19 protein-coding genes and 1 pseudogene are annotated in these 18,119 nt (G+C 67.6%); all 20 read left to right on the forward strand.

Annotated elements, in window-relative coordinates; translation table 11 throughout:
* The coding region (locus tag VKG81_RS06180) for an acyl-CoA dehydrogenase family protein (protein ID WP_324394973.1) at positions 1-120 on the forward strand (120 nt) is incomplete at its 5' end.
* Positions 117-1,121, forward strand: a complete 1,005-nt coding sequence (locus tag VKG81_RS06185) for a phosphotransferase family protein (RefSeq protein ID WP_324394957.1) — start codon at positions 117-119, stop codon at positions 1,119-1,121. The genes VKG81_RS06180 and VKG81_RS06185, both read left to right, overlap by 4 nt.
* Positions 1,118-1,459: pseudogene (locus VKG81_RS06190) on the forward strand (DUF6285 domain-containing protein); the annotation flags it as partial. The gene VKG81_RS06185 and the pseudogene VKG81_RS06190, both read left to right, overlap by 4 nt.
* Positions 1,436-1,852: a nuclear transport factor 2 family protein gene (locus VKG81_RS06195; protein ID WP_324394974.1), complete on the forward strand. Its 417-nt coding sequence runs from the start codon at positions 1,436-1,438 to the stop codon at positions 1,850-1,852. The pseudogene VKG81_RS06190 and the gene VKG81_RS06195, both read left to right, overlap by 24 nt.
* A gap of 1 nt (position 1,853) precedes the next feature.
* The gene (locus VKG81_RS06200; RefSeq protein ID WP_324394958.1) at positions 1,854-2,390 is read left to right on the forward strand and encodes a YceI family protein; all 537 of its coding nucleotides are present in this window, start codon (positions 1,854-1,856) and stop codon (positions 2,388-2,390) included.
* 20 nt (positions 2,391-2,410) lie between these two features.
* A complete protein-coding gene (locus tag VKG81_RS06205; protein ID WP_324394959.1) occupies positions 2,411-2,818 on the forward strand; it encodes a hypothetical protein in 408 nt (135 codons plus the stop codon).
* 138 nt (positions 2,819-2,956) lie between these two features.
* Positions 2,957-3,334 carry an NADH-quinone oxidoreductase subunit A gene (locus VKG81_RS06210; RefSeq protein WP_324394960.1) on the forward strand — a complete coding sequence of 126 codons (378 nt, stop codon included), beginning with the start codon at positions 2,957-2,959 and terminating at the stop codon, positions 3,332-3,334.
* Between the two features lie 4 nt (positions 3,335-3,338).
* On the forward strand, positions 3,339-3,905 hold the full coding sequence (locus VKG81_RS06215) for an NADH-quinone oxidoreductase subunit B family protein (protein WP_324394961.1): 567 nt from the start codon (positions 3,339-3,341) through the stop codon (positions 3,903-3,905).
* Positions 3,902-4,591: an NADH-quinone oxidoreductase subunit C gene (locus VKG81_RS06220; RefSeq protein WP_324394962.1), complete on the forward strand. Its 690-nt coding sequence runs from the start codon at positions 3,902-3,904 to the stop codon at positions 4,589-4,591. The genes VKG81_RS06215 and VKG81_RS06220 overlap by 4 nt, the downstream gene beginning before the upstream one ends.
* Entirely contained in the window at positions 4,591-5,940 is a 1,350-nt protein-coding gene (nuoD, locus tag VKG81_RS06225; RefSeq protein ID WP_324394963.1) for an NADH dehydrogenase (quinone) subunit D, read from the forward strand. The genes VKG81_RS06220 and nuoD overlap by 1 nt, the downstream gene beginning before the upstream one ends.
* Positions 5,941-5,957: 17 nt before the next feature.
* Complete coding sequence (gene nuoE / locus VKG81_RS06230) at positions 5,958-6,698, forward strand: NADH-quinone oxidoreductase subunit NuoE (protein WP_324394975.1); 741 nt, start codon at positions 5,958-5,960, stop codon at positions 6,696-6,698.
* Between the two features lies 1 nt (position 6,699).
* Complete coding sequence (gene nuoF / locus VKG81_RS06235) at positions 6,700-8,028, forward strand: NADH-quinone oxidoreductase subunit NuoF (protein WP_324394964.1); 1,329 nt, start codon at positions 6,700-6,702, stop codon at positions 8,026-8,028.
* On the forward strand, positions 8,025-10,427 hold the full coding sequence (locus VKG81_RS06240; RefSeq protein WP_324394965.1) for an NADH-quinone oxidoreductase subunit G: 2,403 nt from the start codon (positions 8,025-8,027) through the stop codon (positions 10,425-10,427). The genes nuoF and VKG81_RS06240 overlap by 4 nt, the downstream gene beginning before the upstream one ends.
* Positions 10,424-11,638 carry an NADH-quinone oxidoreductase subunit NuoH gene (nuoH, locus tag VKG81_RS06245; protein WP_324394966.1) on the forward strand — a complete coding sequence of 405 codons (1,215 nt, stop codon included), beginning with the start codon at positions 10,424-10,426 and terminating at the stop codon, positions 11,636-11,638. Before VKG81_RS06240 ends, nuoH begins: the two co-directional genes overlap by 4 nt.
* Positions 11,547-12,158 carry an NADH-quinone oxidoreductase subunit NuoI gene (gene nuoI / locus VKG81_RS06250; protein ID WP_414685181.1) on the forward strand — a complete coding sequence of 204 codons (612 nt, stop codon included), beginning with the start codon at positions 11,547-11,549 and terminating at the stop codon, positions 12,156-12,158. Before nuoH ends, nuoI begins: the two co-directional genes overlap by 92 nt.
* Positions 12,155-12,928, forward strand: coding sequence for an NADH-quinone oxidoreductase subunit J (locus VKG81_RS06255; RefSeq protein ID WP_324394968.1), 774 nt, complete (start codon positions 12,155-12,157; stop codon positions 12,926-12,928). Before nuoI ends, VKG81_RS06255 begins: the two co-directional genes overlap by 4 nt.
* The gene (gene nuoK, locus VKG81_RS06260) at positions 12,925-13,224 is read left to right on the forward strand and encodes an NADH-quinone oxidoreductase subunit NuoK (protein WP_324394969.1); all 300 of its coding nucleotides are present in this window, start codon (positions 12,925-12,927) and stop codon (positions 13,222-13,224) included. Before VKG81_RS06255 ends, nuoK begins: the two co-directional genes overlap by 4 nt.
* A gap of 1 nt (position 13,225) precedes the next feature.
* Entirely contained in the window at positions 13,226-15,109 is a 1,884-nt protein-coding gene (gene nuoL, locus VKG81_RS06265; RefSeq protein WP_324394970.1) for an NADH-quinone oxidoreductase subunit L, read from the forward strand.
* Positions 15,103-16,650, forward strand: a complete 1,548-nt coding sequence (locus tag VKG81_RS06270) for an NADH-quinone oxidoreductase subunit M (RefSeq protein ID WP_324394971.1) — start codon at positions 15,103-15,105, stop codon at positions 16,648-16,650. The genes nuoL and VKG81_RS06270 overlap by 7 nt, the downstream gene beginning before the upstream one ends.
* Positions 16,647-18,119: NADH-quinone oxidoreductase subunit NuoN (gene nuoN, locus VKG81_RS06275; RefSeq protein ID WP_324394972.1), on the forward strand; the 1,473-nt coding region annotated here is incomplete at its 3' end. The genes VKG81_RS06270 and nuoN, both read left to right, overlap by 4 nt.

The following is an 18,119-nucleotide window of genomic DNA, read 5'->3' on the forward strand; positions in this document are numbered from 1 at the left end:
GAGCCGTTCGAGCACATCTACCGCCATCACCGCCGTTACCGCATCACCGAGGGCGCCGAGGAGATCCAGATCCGCCGAGTCGCCCAGCGGCTGTTCAAGTTCGGGCGGAGTTCACGATGACAGATCCCGATCGGCTCCGCCCGGCACTGGCCGCCGTGCTCTCGCGTGTGCTCGGTGGCCCGGTCGAAGTCGACGATCTGCGGCGGCTGACCGGTGGGGCCAGTCGCGCGACGTGGGCGTTCGGGGTGCGGGTCGGCGGCGATCAGCGGCGGCTCATCCTGCGCACCGGGCCGCCCGACGACGTGCACGCCACTATGGAACTGGAGGCTCGCGCCCAGACGCTGGCCGCGGCCGAGGGGGCCCCGGTACCGCACGTGCTGGTTGCCGACAATTCGCCCGCGGCACTGGGCCTTCCGTTCCTGATCTGCGACGAAATCGACGGCGAAACCATCCCCCGCAGGATTTTCCGCACCCTGGACGGCGACGGCAGCGAGCCGCGGCGCGCACGCCTGCTCCGGCAGTGCGCGCAGGCGCTGGCCGCGATCCACCGGGCGGACACCGGCGGTACGGGCCTGCACGAGCGGGACCAGCTCGCGCTGTGGCGCCTTCAGCTCGACGAGATGGGCGACACCACCGCCACGTTCGAGTGGGCGCTGCGGTGGCTGGCCGCCAACCGGCCGGCGCCCTCCCCGCCGCGGATGGTGCACGGCGACTTTCGGATGGGAAACCTGATCATCCACGACGCACGGCTTGCCGCGGTGCTCGACTGGGAGCTCGTGCACATCGGCGAGATCTACGAGGACCTTGCGTGGTTCTGCATCCGGGCCTGGCGGTTCGGCGCCCCCGAGGGCCGCGGCGCAGGCGGGCTTGGCAGCGTCGAAAATTTCCTTTCCGCCTACGAAACGGCCAGCGGGACTACCGTCGACCACGTGGCGATTCGGTGGTGGTTGATCCGGGCCACGCTGTCGTGGGGAATTATCTGCCGCTATCAGGCCCAACGGCACCTGTCCGGCCGGACCCGTTCGGTCGAGCTTGCCGCGATCGGACGGCGGGTCTGCGAGACCGAATGGGACTTGCTCGACCTGCTCGAGGCGACACGGCACGCCGGGGTGCCGGCATGACCGCCGCAAAGCCGGCCCCGGCACACGGGCGACCGACGGCCGCCGAACTTGTCGCCGCGGTCGCGGAGTTCCTGGAATCCGACGTGCGCGGAGCCACCGAGGGTCAGGTGAACTTCCATGCACGCGTGGCGGCCAACGTGCTCCGCACGGTCCAGCGCGAACTCACCCACGCCGGCCTCGACGGCACGGCGGCTGCGCTCGCCGACCTGGACGTCGGCGACGAGGCGGAGCTCGCCGCGGCGATCCGCGCCGGCCGGCTCGACGGCCGCGCCGGCGACGTGCTGCCCGCTCTGCGCCGATTGGTCCGCGACCGCTTGACCGTCGCCCATCCCGGCTACGCGATCACGTCCATCGCCGACCGGCTCTTCGCCGCGATGGAGGCCGGCGACGCCGAGGCGGTCGCCGCGATGTGGGCGCCGGGAATCGCGGTCTGGCAGGTCGGTGCGCCACGGCCCAACGACAAGGCCCGCGCGCGGCGCGTGATCGACTGGTTCCTCTCGGCCTCCGCCGACCGGCGCTACGACGTCCTGGTGCGCCGGCTGTTCGAGGACGGCTTTGTCCAGCAGCACGTGCTCCACGGGCGCTGCCGTGACGGCACCCCGTATTCATTGCGCGTGGCGATCATCGTCGTGGTCGGCGCGGACGGCCTGATCACCCGCATCGACGAATATTTCGACCCGGCAACCCTTGCACCGCTGCTGGATCAGCACGTGCCCGCATCACGGAGGTGACATGTCAACCATCACAGAGCTTTTGCGTAGCCCCGAATTCGTTGGTACTTGGACGCTCGTACCAGATGGGTCGATGTTCGTGTTCGAGAACAAGACCATGTGGGGCCTGGCGAACGTCAGCGGCCGCTTCACCGAATTCCGGGGCGAGGGCGAACTCACCAGCAATGGAACGGTATCAGGGCGAATCGATATCACGGCGCCGTCGCTGAACACCAAACTGGGCATGCGCGATCGGCATCTGCGCTCCGCCGACTTCTTCGATGTTGAAAAGTACCCCGACATCGTCATCACCGTCTCTGGTGCGGAGCCCACCGACGGTGACGAGCTGAACCTGCAGGCGGAGCTGTCCGCCAGAGGCAGGACAGTTCCTCTGCCGTTGCGGGCCAAGATTGAGGTGCTGGACGACGGGGGGATTCGGATGACGACCAAGGCCGCCGTCGAGCGCGAGGAGCTCGGGGTGAGCGGCAACATGGCCGGGATGATGGGCAAGACCACGACGCTGACGGCGTATGCGGTGTTCCGCCGCGAGGGGAGCTAGGCCCGCCGTAGCATCGCCTCGTGCCGAAGCAAACCGCTCCACTGCGCATCCTCGTCTACAGTGACGACGCCCGTGTGCGCGAACAGGTCGAGCTCGCGCTCGGCAAGCGCATCCACCCCGAATTGCCTGAGCTGACCTACATCGACGTCGCCACCGGCCCCATGGTGGTCAAGCAGGTCGACGCCGGCAACGTCGACCTTGCGATCCTCGACGGCGAGGCCGCGCCCACCGGTGGCATGGGCATCGCCAAGCAGCTCAAGGACGAAATCGCCAACTGCCCACCGATCGTGGTGCTGACCGGACGACCGGACGACGCGTGGCTGGCGAAGTGGTCACGGGCCGAAGCCGCGGTGCCGCACCCGATCGACCCGATCAGACTCTCCGATGCGGTCGCGGGCCTCCTTCGCACCCCCGCACCAGGTCTCTGACCTGCGGTTTCGACTCATCGAGCAACCCTGGGGCCTAAAAGTGGGCGGGCCCTTCGATGTCACTATTAGGCTGTGCAATAGTTCACATGGCGGCCGCCCCATGCGGTCACACCACAGCGCGCGAGCACAGGGAGCGAGTTGAACGTCTACTTGCCGATCTTGATTCTGGGTGCGATCGCGGCCGCGTTTGCGGTGTTCTCCGTCGTTGTGGCAGTTGCGGTCGGACCGAGGCGGTACAACCGGTCCAAGCTGGAGGCCTACGAGTGCGGCATCGAGCCCACCGAGAAGTCGGTCAGCGGCCCGAACGCCGCACCCGGGCAGCGATTCCCGATTAAGTACTACCTGACGGCGATGTTGTTCATCATCTTCGATATCGAGATCGTGTTCCTGTATCCGTGGGCGGTCAGCTTCGACGCGCTGGGCCTGTTTGCGTTGGTGGAGATGTTGCTGTTCATGGCAACGGTGTTCGTCGCCTACGGCTATGTATGGCGCCGCGGCGGCCTGAGCTGGGATTGAGACGATGGGTCTGGAAGAGAAGCTTCCCGGCGGCATTCTCCTGTCCACCCTGGAGAAGGTGGCAGGTTACGTCCGCGCCGGATCATTGTGGCCCGCAACGTTCGGGCTGGCCTGCTGCGCGATTGAGATGATGGCGACGGCCGGACCCCGGTTCGATCTCGCCCGGTTCGGGATGGAGCGGTTCTCGGCGACACCTCGCCAGGCGGACCTGATGATTGTGGCAGGCCGGGTCAGCCAGAAGATGGCGCCGGTGCTGCGCCAGGTGTACGACCAGATGGCCGAGCCGAAATGGGTGCTGGCGATGGGGGTTTGCGCGTCCTCGGGCGGAATGTTCAACAACTACGCCGTCGTGCAGGGCGTTGACCATGTGGTGCCGGTGGACATTTATCTCCCCGGCTGCCCGCCGCGGCCCGAGATGCTGCTGCACGCGATCCTCAAGCTGCACGCCAAGATTGCCGAAATGCCGCTGGGCGTCAACCGCGCCGAGGCGATTGCCGAAGCCGAAGCCGCGGCACTGGCCGCGGGCGCGTCCACTGCCACCGCGCTGCAGATCGGCGGCCTGACCCGATGAGTGAACCCAACGGGGCGCCGGCACCGTCAGACACCGAGGTGATCGGGGTGCGTCATGGCATGTTCGGCGTCACGGGCAGCGGCGACACCTCGGGGTATGGGCGGTTAATGGCCGAAGTCACGCTGCCCGGGAGCTCGCCACGACCCTACGGTGGCTATTTCGACGAGGTCGTCGACGCGCTGATCGACGCACTCGGCGAGGAGGGATTCACCGCCGCGGTCGAGCGGGTCGTGGTGTTTCGCCGCGAGCTGACCCTGGAGGTGCGCCGCGAGCAGCTGCTCACCGTGGCCCGCACCCTGCGCGATGATCCCGCGTTGCGGTTCGAGTTGTGCCTGGGTGTTTCCGGTGTGCACTACCCCGACGACACCGGCCGCGAACTGCACGCCGTCTACCCGCTGGCCTCGATCACCCACCACCGCCGCGTTCGGGTGGAGGTCGCGGCCCCGGATGCCGATCCGCATGTGCCGTCGCTGTTTTCGGTGTATCCCACCACCGATTGGCATGAACGCGAGACCTACGACTTCTTCGGGATGGTCTTCGACGGTCACCCGTCGCTGACACGTATCGAGATGCCCGATGACTGGGAGGGCCACCCGCAGCGCAAGGACTACCCGCTGGGCGGGGTTCCGGTGGAGTATCACGGAGCTGAGATACCCCCGCCCGACGAGCGGAGGGCCTACCACTGATGACCACCCCAACCCCCCCGCCGGGGAACGGCGGATCGTCCTCGGCTGGCGGCGACACCGTGGTCATGGTGGGCGGCCAGGACTGGCAGGAGGTCATCGCCGCGGCCGCGCAATCGGCGGCCGGTGATCGCATCGTGGTCAACATGGGACCCCAGCACCCGTCCACGCACGGCGTGTTGCGGCTGATCCTGGAGATCGAGGGCGAAACAGTCACCGAAGCCCGCTGCGGCATCGGCTACCTGCACACCGGAATTGAGAAGAACCTGGAGTACCGCACCTGGACCCAGGGTGTGACGTTTGTGACCCGGATGGACTACCTGTCGCCGCTGTTCAACGAGACCGCCTACTGCTTGGGGGTCGAGAAGCTGCTCGACATCACCGACGACATCCCCGAACGCGCCACTGTGATCCGGGTGATGCTGATGGAACTCAACCGCATCTCCAGCCATTTGGTCGCGCTGGCCACCGGCGGCATGGAGTTGGGTGCGATGTCGGCGATGTTCTTCGGCTTTCGGGAACGCGAACTGATCCTGAGCGTGTTTGAAACCATCACCGGGCTGCGGATGAATCATGCCTTCATCCGCCCCGGCGGGCTGGCCGCCGACCTGCCCGACGAGGCCATCCCCCAGCTGCGTGAGCTTCTGAAAATCCTGCCCAAGCGGCTGCGCGACTTGGAAAACCTGCTCAAGGAGAACTACATCTGGAAGGCCCGCACCGAAGACATCGGCTATCTGGACCTGACCGGGTGCATCGCGCTGGGCATCACCGGGCCGATCCTGCGGGCCACCGGGCTGCCGCACGACCTGCGCCGCGCCGAACCGTATTGCGGGTATGAGAATTACGAATTCGATGTCATCACCGACGACGGCTGCGACGCCTACGGCCGCTACCTGATCCGTGTCAAGGAGATGACCGAGTCGATCAAGATCGTCGAGCAGTGCTTGGACAAGCTGGGCAAGCTCACCCCCGGGCCGGTGATGATCAGCGACAAGAAGCTGGCCTGGCCGGCCGACCTCAAACTCGGCCCCGACGGCCTGGGCAACTCCCCTGAACACATCGCCAAGATCATGGGCACCTCGATGGAGGCGCTGATCCACCACTTCAAGATCGTCACCGAGGGCATCCGGGTGCCCGCCGGACAGGTCTACGTCGCCGTCGAATCACCCCGCGGCGAACTCGGCGTGCACATGGTCTCCGACGGCGGCACCCGCCCCTACCGCGTGCATTACCGCGATCCCTCCTTCACCAACCTGCAAGCCGTCGCCGCCATGTGCGAAGGCGGCATGGTCGCCGACGCGATCTCGGCGGTCGCCTCCATCGATCCGGTCATGGGTGGAGTCGACCGTTGAATGCGCAGGGCGCCGGCATGCAACCCGGCGGCGTCTTTGTCTCGCTGGGGCCCAAACCCGATGAGCCCAGCTATCTTCGCGGCCGCGAGGAGTATCCGGCCGAGGTGCGGGCGCGGCTGGAGGACGACGCGCAGGAGATCATTGCCCGGTATCCGCAGCCGCGCTCGGCGCTGCTGCCGCTGCTGCATCTGGTGCAGGCCGAGGACGGCTGCATCACCCCGGCGGGGGTGGAGTTCTGCGCCGCCCAGCTCGGGCTCACCGGCGCCGAGGTCACCGCGGTGGCGACGTTTTATTCGATGTATCGGCGCGATCCCACCGGCGACTTCTTGGTCGGGGTGTGCACCAACACGTTGTGCGCGATCGTGGGCGGCGACGCGATCTTCGACGCGCTCGAGGACCACCTGGGCATCGGCAACGATGAGACCACCGCCGATGCTGCGATCACGTTGCAGCACATCGAATGCAACGCCGCCTGCGACTTCGCGCCGGTGATGATGGTCAACTGGGAGTTCTTCGACAACCAAACCCCCGAATCGGCCCGCACCCTCGTCGACGCGCTGCGCGCAGGCCGGCCCGTCACACCCACCCGCGGGCAGGGACCGCTGTGCAAGTTCCGCCAGACCGAACGCATCCTGGCCGGCTTCCCCGACGACCGCCCCGACACCGGCCAGGGCGGCCCGGGCGCCCCCACCCTCGCCGGCCTGCATGTCGCGCGGGACGGCGGCATGCAGACACCGACTAGCCCGGAGAACGAGTGAGATGGCCGACAAGACCCCACTGACTCCGGTGCTGAGCCGATTCTGGGACGACCCACGATCCTGGACGCTGGACACCTACCGCGCCCATGACGGCTACCGCGCGCTGCAGAAGGCGCTCGGCATGGATCCCGACACGCTGATCCAGACCGTCAAGGACTCGGGGTTGCGCGGCCGCGGCGGCGCGGGGTTCGCGACGGGGATGAAATGGTCGTTCATTCCGCAGGATTCGAGCGGCGCCGGCGGAAAGCCGCATTATCTGGTGATCAATGCCGATGAGTCGGAGCCGGGCACGTGCAAGGACATTCCGTTGATGTTGGCCACCCCGCATGTGTTGATCGAAGGGGCGATCATCGCCGCGTATGCGATCCGCGCGCGGCAGGCGTTCATCTATGTGCGCGGCGAGGTGGTTCCGGTGCTGCGCCGCGTGCAGGCGGCCGTCGCCGAGGCGTACGCGGCGGGGTATCTGGGCCGCGACATCCTGGGCTCGGGCTGTGACCTCGACGTGATCGTGCACGCCGGCGCGGGTGCCTACATCTGTGGTGAGGAGACCGCGCTGCTGGACTCGTTGGAGGGACGGCGCGGCCAGCCGCGGCTGCGCCCACCGTTCCCCGCGGTATCCGGGCTTTACGCGTGCCCGACGGTGGTCAACAACGTCGAATCGATCGCCAGTGTGCCGCCGATCATTCTCAACGGCATCGACTGGTTCCGGTCGATGGGCAGTCAAAAGTCGCCGGGCTTCACCCTGTATTCGTTGTCGGGGCATGTGGCGCGGCCGGGTCAGTATGAGGCGCCGTTGGGGATAACGTTGCGCCAGTTGCTTGATTATGCCGGTGGGGTGCGCGCTGGGCATGAGTTGAAGTTTTGGACACCGGGGGGCTCCTCGACGCCGATTTTGACCGCCGAGCATCTTGATGTGCCGCTGGATTACGAGGCGGTGGCCGCGGCCGGGTCGATGCTGGGCACCAAGGCGTTGCAGATCTTTGACGACACCACCTGTGTGGTGCGAGCGGTGCGGCGGTGGACCCAGTTCTATGAGCATGAGTCGTGCGGCAAGTGCACCCCGTGCCGGGAGGGCACCTACTGGCTGGCCCAGATCTATGAGCGCCTCGAGGACGGCGGCGGCACCGCGGCCGACATCGACAAGCTGCTCGATGTGTCCGACACGATCCTGGGTAAGTCGTTTTGCGCGCTGGGCGACGGCGCGGCCAGCCCGATCATCTCCTCGATCAACTATTTCCGCGACGAGTACGTCGCGCATGTGCAGCAGCGGGGATGCCCGTTTGACCCGCGCGACTCGATGCTGGTCGCGCCGGAGGGAGCAGCGGTATGACGGTGGCGGCCGATGACACCACCGGGGCGGGTGTCGCCCCGCCGGAGATGGTGACGCTGACGATCGACGGTGTCGAGGTGTCGGTGGCCAAGGGGACGTTGGTGATTCGGGCGGCGGAGTTGATCGGGGTGCAGATCCCGCGGTTTTGTGATCATCCGCTGCTGGCTCCGGTGGGGGCGTGTCGGCAGTGTCTGGTGGAGGTGGAGGGTCAGCGCAAGCCGATGGCCTCGTGCACGACCGTGGCCACTGAGGGGATGGTGGTGCGCTCCCAGTTCACCTCGGCGGCTGCTGATGCGGCCCAGCGTGGGGTGATGGAATTGTTGTTGATCAATCATCCGCTGGACTGCCCGGTCTGCGACAAGGGTGGGGAGTGCCCGCTGCAGAACCAGGCGATGTCCAGCGGGCGCGCCGAGTCGCGTTTCACCGATGTCAAGCGCACGTTCGCCAAGCCGATCAACATTTCCGCGCAGGTGTTGCTGGATCGGGAGCGTTGCGTGTTGTGTGCGCGCTGCACCCGGTTTTCGGATCAGATCGCCGGGGACCGGTTCATCGAGTTGCTCGAGCGCGGCGCGCTGCAGCAGGTCGGCATCGCTACCGGCGAGCCGTTCGACTCGTATTTTTCGGGCAACACCGTGCAGATCTGCCCGGTGGGGGCGCTGACGGGCACCGCGTATCGGTTCCGGGCCCGCCCGTTTGATCTGGTGTCGAGCCCCAGTGTGTGTGAGCACTGCGCATCCGGGTGTGCCCAGCGCACCGATCACCGCCGCGGGACGGTGTTGCGCCGGCTGGCCGGTGATGACCCCGAGGTCAACGAGGAATGGAACTGCGACAAGGGCCGCTGGGCGTTCACCTACGCCACCCAGCCCGACCGGCTCACCACCCCGCTGATCCGCGGCGCCGACGGGGTGCTGGCGCCGGCGTCGTGGTCGCAGGCGCTCACGGTGGCGGCCACGGCCCTGTCGGGGGCCTACCGCAACGCCGGGGTGTTGGTGGGCGGGCGCGCCACCGTCGAGGACGCCTACGGCTACGCCAAGTTCGCGCGGGTGGTGCTGGGCAGCAACGACATCGACTTCCGCGCCCGCGCGCACTCGCCCGAGGAAGCCGAGTTCTTGGCCGCCCACATCGGCGGCAAACCCGTCACGGTTACCTATGCCGACCTGGAGAAAGCGCCGGTGGTGCTGCTGGCCGGGCTGGAACCCGAAGAGGAATCCCCCATCGTGTTCTTGCGGCTGCGCAAGGCCGCCCGCCACCACCACACCAAGGTCTACGCCCTGGCCCCGTTCGCCAGCCGCGGGCTGACCAAGATGTCGGGCACCCTGCTGGCCTGTGTCCCCGGCGCCGAAGCCGCCCAGCTGCAGCGCCTGGCCACCGGCCAGCTCGGCGAGCTGCTGTCGCAGCCCGGGGCGGTCATCCTGGTCGGCGAACGGCTCGCGGGCTGCCCAGGCGCGCTGAGCGCGGCCACCGACCTTGCCCAGTCGACCGGGGCGGCGCTGGCCTGGGTGCCCCGCCGTGCCGGTGAACCCGCCGCCGTGGCCGCCGGCGCACTGTTTTCGCTGCTGCCCGGCGGGCGCCCGGTCACCGACCCGGCCGCCCGCGCCCAGCTGTGCACGGGCTGGCACGTGCCCACCCTGCCCACCCGACCCGGCCGCGACACCGCCACCATCCTCGCCGACGCGCACCACCTGGGCGCGCTGCTCATCGGCGGGGTCGAGCTGGCCGATCTGCCCGACCCCGCCGCCGCGGCCGCCGCGCTGAACGCCGCCCCGTTCGTGCTCAGCCTCGAAATCCGCCGCAGCGCCGTCACCGAACTGGCCGACGTGGTGTTCCCGGTGGCCTCCGTCGCCGAAAAAGCCGGCACCTTCCTCACCTGGGAAGGTCGGGCACGCCCCTTCGAGCCCGCGCTGCCGCACCGCGGGACGCTGCCAGACACCCGGGTACTGCACCTGATCGCCGACGAAATGGGCGTCGACCTCGCCCTGCCCGACACCGCCGCGGCCCGCCACGAACTGGCCACCCTGCCCCCCTGGACCGGTGCGCACCCCCGACCCCCCGACACCCCACCGGCCACCACACCCCAACCCGGCCCCGGCACCGCGGTGCTGGCCAGCTGGCGGCTGCTGCTCGACGCCGGGCGCCTCCAAGACGGCGAACCCCACCTGGCCGGCACCGCACACCCGCCGCTGGCGCGGCTCTCAGCGGCCACCGCCGCCGAAATCGGCGCCGACCTGGCCGACTCGATCACCGTCAGCACCCGCCACGGATCCATCACCGCTCCCCTCGCGGTCACCGCCATGCCCGACCGGGTGGTGTGGCTCCCGATGAACTCCGCCGGCTCAGCCATCCACCACCAGCTCCACGCCCAACCCGGCGACATCGTGTCCATCGAGGCCACCCGATGAGCGGATTCGGCCACGACCCATGGTGGCTGGTCGTGATCAAAGCGGTCGCCAATTTCGCGTTCCTGCTGCTGACCGTGCTGGCCGCCATCCTCATCGAACGCAAAGTCCTCGGCCGCATGCAAATGCGCTTCGGCCCCAACCGCGTCGGCCCGCACGGACTGCTGCAAAGCCTCGCCGACGGCCTCAAACTCGGCCTCAAGGAAGGCCTCATCCCCGCCGGCGCGGACAAACCCGTCTACCTGCTGGCCCCCATCATCTCGGTGATCCCCGCCTTCATGGCCTTCGCCGTCATCCCCTTCGGCCCGATCGTGTCCATCCTCGGGCACCACACCCCGCTACAACTGACCGACCTCCCGGTGGCCGTGCTCTACATCCTGGCCGTCACCTCCGTCGGGGTCTACGGCATCGTGCTGGCCGGCTGGGCCTCCGGCTCCACCTACCCGTTGCTGGGCGGGCTGCGCTCCAGCGCCCAGGTCATCTCCTACGAAGTCGCCATGGCCCTGTCGTTTGCCGCGGTGTTCCTCTACGCCGGCACCATGTCCACCTCCGGCATCGTGGCCGCGCAGGACCGGCTATGGTACGTCTTCCTGCTCGCCCCCTCGTTTCTCATCTATGTCACCTCGATGATCGGCGAAACCAACCGCGCCCCCTTCGACCTCCCCGAAGCCGAGGGTGAACTCGTCGGCGGATTTCACACCGAGTACTCCTCACTGAAATTCGCCATGTTCATGCTCGCCGAATACGTGAACATGACCACCGTCTCCGCACTGGCCACCACCTTGTTCCTGGGCGGCTGGCACGCCTTCTGGCCCTTCAACATGATCCCCGGTGCCAACACCGGCTGGTGGCCCCTGATTTGGTTCATCACGAAAGTCTGGGGATTTCTGTTCGTGTTCATCTGGCTCCGCGCCACCCTGCCCCGCCTGCGCTACGACCAATTCATGGCCCTGGGCTGGAAAATTCTCATCCCCACCTCCCTGGTCTGGGTCATGGTCGTCGCCACCGTCCGCACGCTGCGGGCAGAGGGTTATCACTCGTGGGCGGTCGCTCTGATCGTCGCCAGCACTGTGGCCGGGATCGCTCTACTGGTTCTTATCCGAAACCTGTTGCGCCAGAGGCATGTTCGCTCTACCGAACCGGAGCCGCCGACGTCGCGGTACACCGACTTCCCGGTGCCCCCGCTGCCCAACCAGGAGTCCACCCATGCCTAAGCTGCTCGAGTCGATCGCCGGTTTCGGTGTGACGTTGTCGACGATGTTCAAAAGGCCGGTGACGGAGCAGTATCCGGAGAAGCCGGGTCCGGTGGCGCCGCGCTATCACGGCCGCCATCAGCTCAACCGCTACCCCGACGGGTTGGAAAAGTGTATCGGCTGTGAGTTGTGCGCGTGGGCGTGTCCGGCCGATGCGATCTATGTCGAGGGTGCCGATAACAGCGAGCAGGCCCGCTACTCGCCCGGTGAGCGCTACGGGCGGGTATATCAGATCAACTACCTGCGCTGCATCGGGTGCGGGTTGTGCATCGAGGCCTGCCCGACGCGGGCGTTGACGATGACCAACGACTACGAGATGGCCGACGACAACCGCACCGATTTGATCTACGGCAAGGACAAACTGCTGGCCCCGTTGCAGCCGGGCATGACCGCCCCGCCGCATCCGATGGTGCCCGGGGCCACCGATGAGGACTACTACCGGGGCAACGTCAAACCCGGCACAGCGGAGAACGTCTCATGACCACGGTGCTTGCTGCCGAGGCGTTGACGCGCACCTCGACGGGTGAGGCGGTGTTGTTTTGGCTGCTCGGTGCGGTGGCGGTGATCGGCGCGCTCAGCATGGTGCTGGTCCCCAAGGCGGTGTACTCGGCGATCTCGCTGGCCGCGACGATGATCGCGCTGGCGGTGTTCTACATCGCCCAAGACGCGCTGTTTTTGGGCGTGGTGCAGGTGGTGGTCTACACCGGCGCGGTGATGATGCTGTTTTTGTTCGTGCTGATGCTCATCGGCGTGGACTCCTCGGATTCACTGGTGGAAAACCTGCGCGGGCAACGCGTCGCGGCCATCGCCGCCGGGCTGGGCTTTGGCATCCTGCTCATCGCCGGCATCGGCACCGTGACCACCACCGGGTTCCGCGGGCTCAGCGCGGCCAACGCCGGCGGCAACGTCCAAGGCCTGGCCGCGCTGATCTTCACCCGCTACCTATGGGCCTTCGAACTGACCAGCGCGCTGCTGATCACCGCCGCGATCGGGGCGATGGTGCTGGCCCACCGCGAACGCTTCGACCGGCGCAAAACCCAAAAACAACTCTCCCGCGAACGGTTCGCCCCCGGCGCGCGGCCCACCCCACTGCCCGGCCCCGGCGTGTATGCCCGCCACAACGCCGTCGACATGCCCGCCCTGCTACCCGACGGCACCCCCGCCGAGGACTCGGTCTCCAAGATCCTGGCCCGGCGCACCGTCGGCGCCAGCGCCAACGGCTCCCCCAAGAATGGCGAAAGGGCCCGATGAACCCGGCCAACTACCTGTATCTGTCGGCGCTGCTGTTCACCATCGGCGCGGCCGGGGTCCTGCTGCGCCGCAACGCGATCGTGATGTTCATGTGCGTGGAGCTGATGCTCAACGCCGCCAACCTCGCGTTCGTCACCTTCGCCCGCCTGCACGGGCACCTCGACGGGCAAATGGTCGCCTTCTTCGTCATGGTCGTGGCCGCCTGCGAAGTCGTCATCGGGCTGGCCATCATCATGGCCATCTTCCGCACCCGCCGCTCGGCCAGCGTCGACGACGCCAACCTGCTGAAGGGCTGACATGACGCAACTGGTGTGGCTGCTGCTGGGGCTGCCCGCGGCCGGGGCGGTGGTGCTGCTGCTGGCCGGGCGGCGCAGCGACCGGTGGGGGCACCTGTTGGGCTGCGCCACCGTGGTGGCCGCGTTCGCGGTCGGGCTGATGCTGCTGGCCGACCTGCTGGGCCGGCCCGCCGATGACCGCGCCATCCACGTCGCCGGCTTTCAGTGGCTGGATGTCGGCCGCCTTCAGGTGAACTTCGGCCTGCTGGTCGACCCGCTGTCGATGTGCTTTGTGCTGCTGATCACCGGGGTCGGCGCGCTGATTCACATCTACTCGGTGGGTTACATGGCCGCCGATCCCGACCGGCGCCGGTTTTTCGCCTACCTGAACCTGTTCGTCGCCGCGATGCTGCTTTTGGTGCTCGCCGACAACTACCTGGGCTTGTACGTGGGGTGGGAGGGCGTCGGGTTGGCGTCCTACCTGCTGATCGGGTTCTGGTCCTATAAACCCTCGGCGGCCACCGCGGCGAAGAAAGCGTTCGTGGTCAACCGGGTCGGCGACACCGGACTGGCCGTGGCGATGTTTGTGATGTTCGCGAACTTCGGCACCATCTCCTTTGCCGGGGTGTTCGCCGCCACCCCGCATGCCGGTGAGGGGCTGTTGACCGCGATCGGGTTCCTGTTGTTGCTGGCCGCGTGCGGCAAGTCCGCGCAGGTGCCGTTGCAGTCCTGGCTCGGTGATGCGATGGAGGGCCCCACACCGGTGTCGGCCTTGATCCACGCCGCGACGATGGTGACCGCCGGGGTGTATCTCATCGTGCGCTCCAACCCGATCTTCACGCTGGCGCCCACTGCCCGACTCGGCGTGGTCGTCGTGGGCGCGGTCACGTTGTTGTTCGGGGCGATCGTCGGCTGCGCCAAAGATGACATCAAGAAAGCGCTCGCCGCCTCCACGATGAGCCAGATCGGCTACATGGTGCTCGCCGCCGGCCTGGGCCCGGCCGGCTACGCGTTCGCGATCCTGCACCTGCTCACCCACGGCTTCTTCAAGGCGGGGCTGTTCCTCGGCGCCGGCTCCGTCATGCACGCCATGGACGACGAGGTGAACATGCGCCGCTACGGCGGCCTGCGCAGCGTGCTGCCGATCACCTTCGCCACCTTCGGGCTGGGCTACCTGGCGATCATTGGGGTGCCCCCGCTGGCGGGGTTCTTCTCCAAGGACGCGATCATCGACACCGCACTGGGCGCGGGCCCAATCAAGGGCCCGATCCTCGGCGGCGCGGCGCTGCTCGGTGCGGGCATCACCGCGTTCTACATGACCCGGGTGATGCTGATGACCTTCTTCGGCGAGAAGCGTTGGGAATCAGACGCGCACCCGCATGAGGCGCCCGCGGTGATGACCTGGCCGATGATCCTGCTCGCGGTGGGTTCGGTGTTCTCCGGCGGGCTGCTGGCCGTCGGCGGGGTGCTGCAGCACTGGCTGGAACCGGTCGTCGGGTCGCACGAGGAAACCCACCCCACTCCGGTGTGGGTCAGCACCGTCGTCACGCTGGCCGTCGTCGCCGTCGGCATCGGGATCGCCTACCGGCTCTACGCCACCCGACCGGTTCCGGCCGAACCACCCGCCGATGTCAAAGCGCTGACCGTGGCCGCCCGCCGCGACCTCTACGGCGACGCGATCAACGAAGAACTGCTGATGAAGCCGGGCGCGCAGCTGACCCGCGCGCTGGTCGTCGTCGACGACAAAGCCGTCGACGGCTCCGTCAACGGGCTGGCCGCGGCCATCGGCCGCTTGTCACAAGGCCTGCGCCACACCCAGACCGGGTTCGTCCGCAACTATGCGTTGTCCATGCTGGCCGGCGCGGCCCTGGTGGTCGCCGTGATCTTGGCGGTGCGGCTGTGGTGACCCCGTGGCTGTCCATTCTCTGGCTGGTTCCCCTGGCCGGGGCGGTGCTGATCATGCTGCTGCCGCCGACCAGGCGCCGACTCGCCCGCTACGTCGGCCTCCTCGTCGCGATCGCGACGTTGGCGGTCTCGGTGGTGCTCACCGCGAGTTTCAAGCCTGGCGGCGCGCCGTACCAGTTCGTCGAAAAGCATGAGTGGATACCGGCTTTCGGCACCGGATACACGCTGGGCATCGACGGGATCGCACTGGTCCTGGTCTTGCTGACCACCGTGCTGGTGCCGCTGCTGATCATCGCGGGCTGGAACGACGGCGGCGACCGACCCCGTGCCACCCACACCTATCTCGCGTTGACGCTGGCCGTCGAGTCCATGGTGCTGATCTCGCTGATCTCCCTCGACGTGCTGCTGTTCTACGTCTTCTTCGAGGCGATGCTGATCCCGATGTACTTCCTCATCGGCGGCTTCGGTAGCGGTGCCCGACGGTCGCAGGCCGCGGTGAAGTTCCTGCTGTACAACTTGTTCGGTGGCCTGATCATGCTCGCCGCAGTCGTCGGGCTGTACGTCGTCACCGACCACCACGGGGCGGGCACTTTCGATTTCCGCGAGATCGTCTCGGCCGCATCCACGGGGCAACTCGGCGTCGACCCGGCGGTGCTGAAGGCGTTGTTCTTGGGCTTCATGTTCGCGTTCGCGATCAAGGCACCGCTGTGGCCGTTCCACCGGTGGCTGCCCGACGCGGCCGTCGAATCCACGCCGGCCACCGCGGTGTTGATGATGGCCGTGGTCGACAAGGTCGGGACTTTCGGCATGCTGCGCTACTGCCTGCAGCTGTTCCCCGACGCGGCAACGTACTTCCGGCCCCTGATCATCGTGCTGGCGGTGATCGGCATCATCTACGGCGCGATTGTGGCGATCGGCCAGACAGACGTGATGCGCCTGATCGCCTACACGTCGATCTCGCACTTCGGATTCATCATCCTCGGCATCTTCGCGATGACCAGCCAGGGCCAGGCCGGCTCGACGCTGTACATGGTCAACCACGGCATCTCGACCGCGGCGCTGTTCCTGATCGCCGGTTTCCTGGTCTCCCGGCGCGGGACCCGCGCCATCGCCGCCTTCGGCGGCGTGCAGAAGGTCGCACCGGTCATGGCCGGCACTTTCCTGGTCGCCGGCCTCGCGACGTTGTCACTGCCCGGGCTGGCGCCGTTCATCAGCGAATTCTTGGTGCTGATCGGCACATACACCCGCTATCAGGTGGCGGCGGTCTTCGCGGTGACCGCGTTGGTGCTCTCGGCGATCTACGTGCTGTGGATGTATCAGCGGATGATGACCGGCCCCGTGCGCGAGGGCAACGAACGAATCCGCGACCTCGTCGGCCGCGAGCTGGTTGTTGTCGCGCCGCTGATCGCGCTGCTGATCGTCCTGGGCTTCTACCCCAAGCCGGCGCTCGACATCATCAACCCCGCGGTCGGCAACACCCTGACCACCATCGGCCAGCACGACCCGTTGCCATCGAAAGTCGCTGAGAGACAGACGAAATGAGCCTTCCAGCCCCCAGCGTCGAGTACGGCCAGCTGGCGCCGATGCTGATCGTGTTCGGTGCCGCCGTCATTAGCGTGCTCGTCGAAGCGTTCCTGCCGCAACAGATGCGCTACCGAGCCCAGCTGGTGCTCAGCATCGGGTCGATGGTCGCCGCGCTCGTGGCCGTGGTGATCCTGGGGAGTCATCTGCATTCCCCCGGCAGGACCGCCGTGGCCGGTGCCATCGCCGTCGATGGCCCCGCTCTGCTGCTGCAAGGCACGCTGCTGGTGGTGGGCCTGTTGGGAATCGCGCTGATCGCCGAGCGCCGTATCGTCCCACAGAAGGTTGGTGTAGCGGCCGGCTCGCAGGCAAGCGGCCTCGACGCGTTCACACCACAGGCGGCGGCGGTGCCCGGCAGCCCGGCCGAGCGCGAGGCCGACCGGGCGGGTTTCACCCAGACCGAGGTGTTCCCGCTGACGTTGCTGGCGCTGGGCGGGATGCTGGTGTTCCCGGCCGCCGACGATCTGCTGACGCTGTTCATCGCGCTGGAAGTGCTCTCGCTGCCGCTGTATCTGCTCTGCGGGCTGGCACGCCGGCGCCGACTGCTCTCCCAGGAAGCCGCGCTGAAATACTTCCTGCTCGGCGCGTTCTCCTCGGCCTTTTTCCTCTACGGCATCGCGCTGCTCTACGGCTACGCCGGCACCCTGACCCTGACCGGCATCGGGCAGGTCGTCGCCACCCACGGCGGTGACCAATCGATGGCCCTCACCGGGGTCGCGCTGCTGTCGGTCGGGCTGCTGTTCAAGGTCGGCGCCGTGCCGTTTCACTCCTGGGTCCCCGACGTCTACCAGGGCGCGCCCACCCCGATCACCGGATTCATGGCCGCGGCCACCAAGATCGCCGCGTTCGGCGCGCTGCTGCGCGTCTTTTACGTCGCGCTGCCCGGATTCAACGTTGACTGGCGCCCGCTGCTGTGGGCCATCGCGATCCTGACGATGGCGGTCGGCACCGTCACCGCGGTCACCCAGACCGACGTCAAACGCATGCTGGCCTATTCGTCGGTGGCTCACGCCGGGTTCATCCTGACCGGTGTGATCGCGGCCAACAAGGCCGGTTTGTCGTCGACGATGTTCTACCTGGTGGCCTACGGCTTCAGCACCGTGGGCGCGTTCGCCGTGGTCAGCCTGGTCCGCAACGCCGACGGCGAAGAGGACACCAGCATGGCCCGCTGGGCCGGGCTCGGCCGCGACCGGCCCCTGGTCGGCGCGATGTTCTCGCTATTTCTGTTGGCACTCGCCGGGATCCCGCTCACCAGCGGGTTTGTCAGCAAGTTCGCCGTGTTCAAGGCCGCGGCCCAGGGCGGTGCCGCGCCGCTCGTAGTCGTCGGTGTCGTGGCCAGCGGCGTCGCCGCCTACTTCTACGTGCGGGTGATCGTGCTGATGTTCTTCACCGAGCCGCCGGCCGATCCGCCGACGATCGCGGTCCCCGGC

Source organism: Mycobacterium sp. (assembly GCF_035314905.1).
Lineage (GTDB): Bacteria > Actinomycetota > Actinomycetes > Mycobacteriales > Mycobacteriaceae > Mycobacterium.

Coding starts and splice junctions, on each gene's coding strand:
- VKG81_RS06200 (WP_324394958.1), top strand. CDS start 1,854: ATGTCAACCATCACAGAGCTTTTGCGTAGCCCCGAATTCGTTGGTACT.
- nuoL (WP_324394970.1), top strand. CDS start 13,226: ATGACGCAACTGGTGTGGCTGCTGCTGGGGCTGCCCGCGGCCGGGGCG.
- nuoD (WP_324394963.1), top strand. CDS start 4,591: ATGACCACCCCAACCCCCCCGCCGGGGAACGGCGGATCGTCCTCGGCT.
- VKG81_RS06185 (WP_324394957.1), top strand. CDS start 117: ATGACAGATCCCGATCGGCTCCGCCCGGCACTGGCCGCCGTGCTCTCG.
- VKG81_RS06240 (WP_324394965.1), top strand. CDS start 8,025: ATGACGGTGGCGGCCGATGACACCACCGGGGCGGGTGTCGCCCCGCCG.
- VKG81_RS06255 (WP_324394968.1), top strand. CDS start 12,155: ATGACCACGGTGCTTGCTGCCGAGGCGTTGACGCGCACCTCGACGGGT.
- nuoI (WP_414685181.1), top strand. CDS start 11,547: ATGTTCGCTCTACCGAACCGGAGCCGCCGACGTCGCGGTACACCGACT.
- nuoF (WP_324394964.1), top strand. CDS start 6,700: ATGGCCGACAAGACCCCACTGACTCCGGTGCTGAGCCGATTCTGGGAC.
- nuoE (WP_324394975.1), top strand. CDS start 5,958: ATGCAACCCGGCGGCGTCTTTGTCTCGCTGGGGCCCAAACCCGATGAG.
- nuoK (WP_324394969.1), top strand. CDS start 12,925: ATGAACCCGGCCAACTACCTGTATCTGTCGGCGCTGCTGTTCACCATC.
- VKG81_RS06220 (WP_324394962.1), top strand. CDS start 3,902: ATGAGTGAACCCAACGGGGCGCCGGCACCGTCAGACACCGAGGTGATC.
- VKG81_RS06215 (WP_324394961.1), top strand. CDS start 3,339: ATGGGTCTGGAAGAGAAGCTTCCCGGCGGCATTCTCCTGTCCACCCTG.
- nuoH (WP_324394966.1), top strand. CDS start 10,424: ATGAGCGGATTCGGCCACGACCCATGGTGGCTGGTCGTGATCAAAGCG.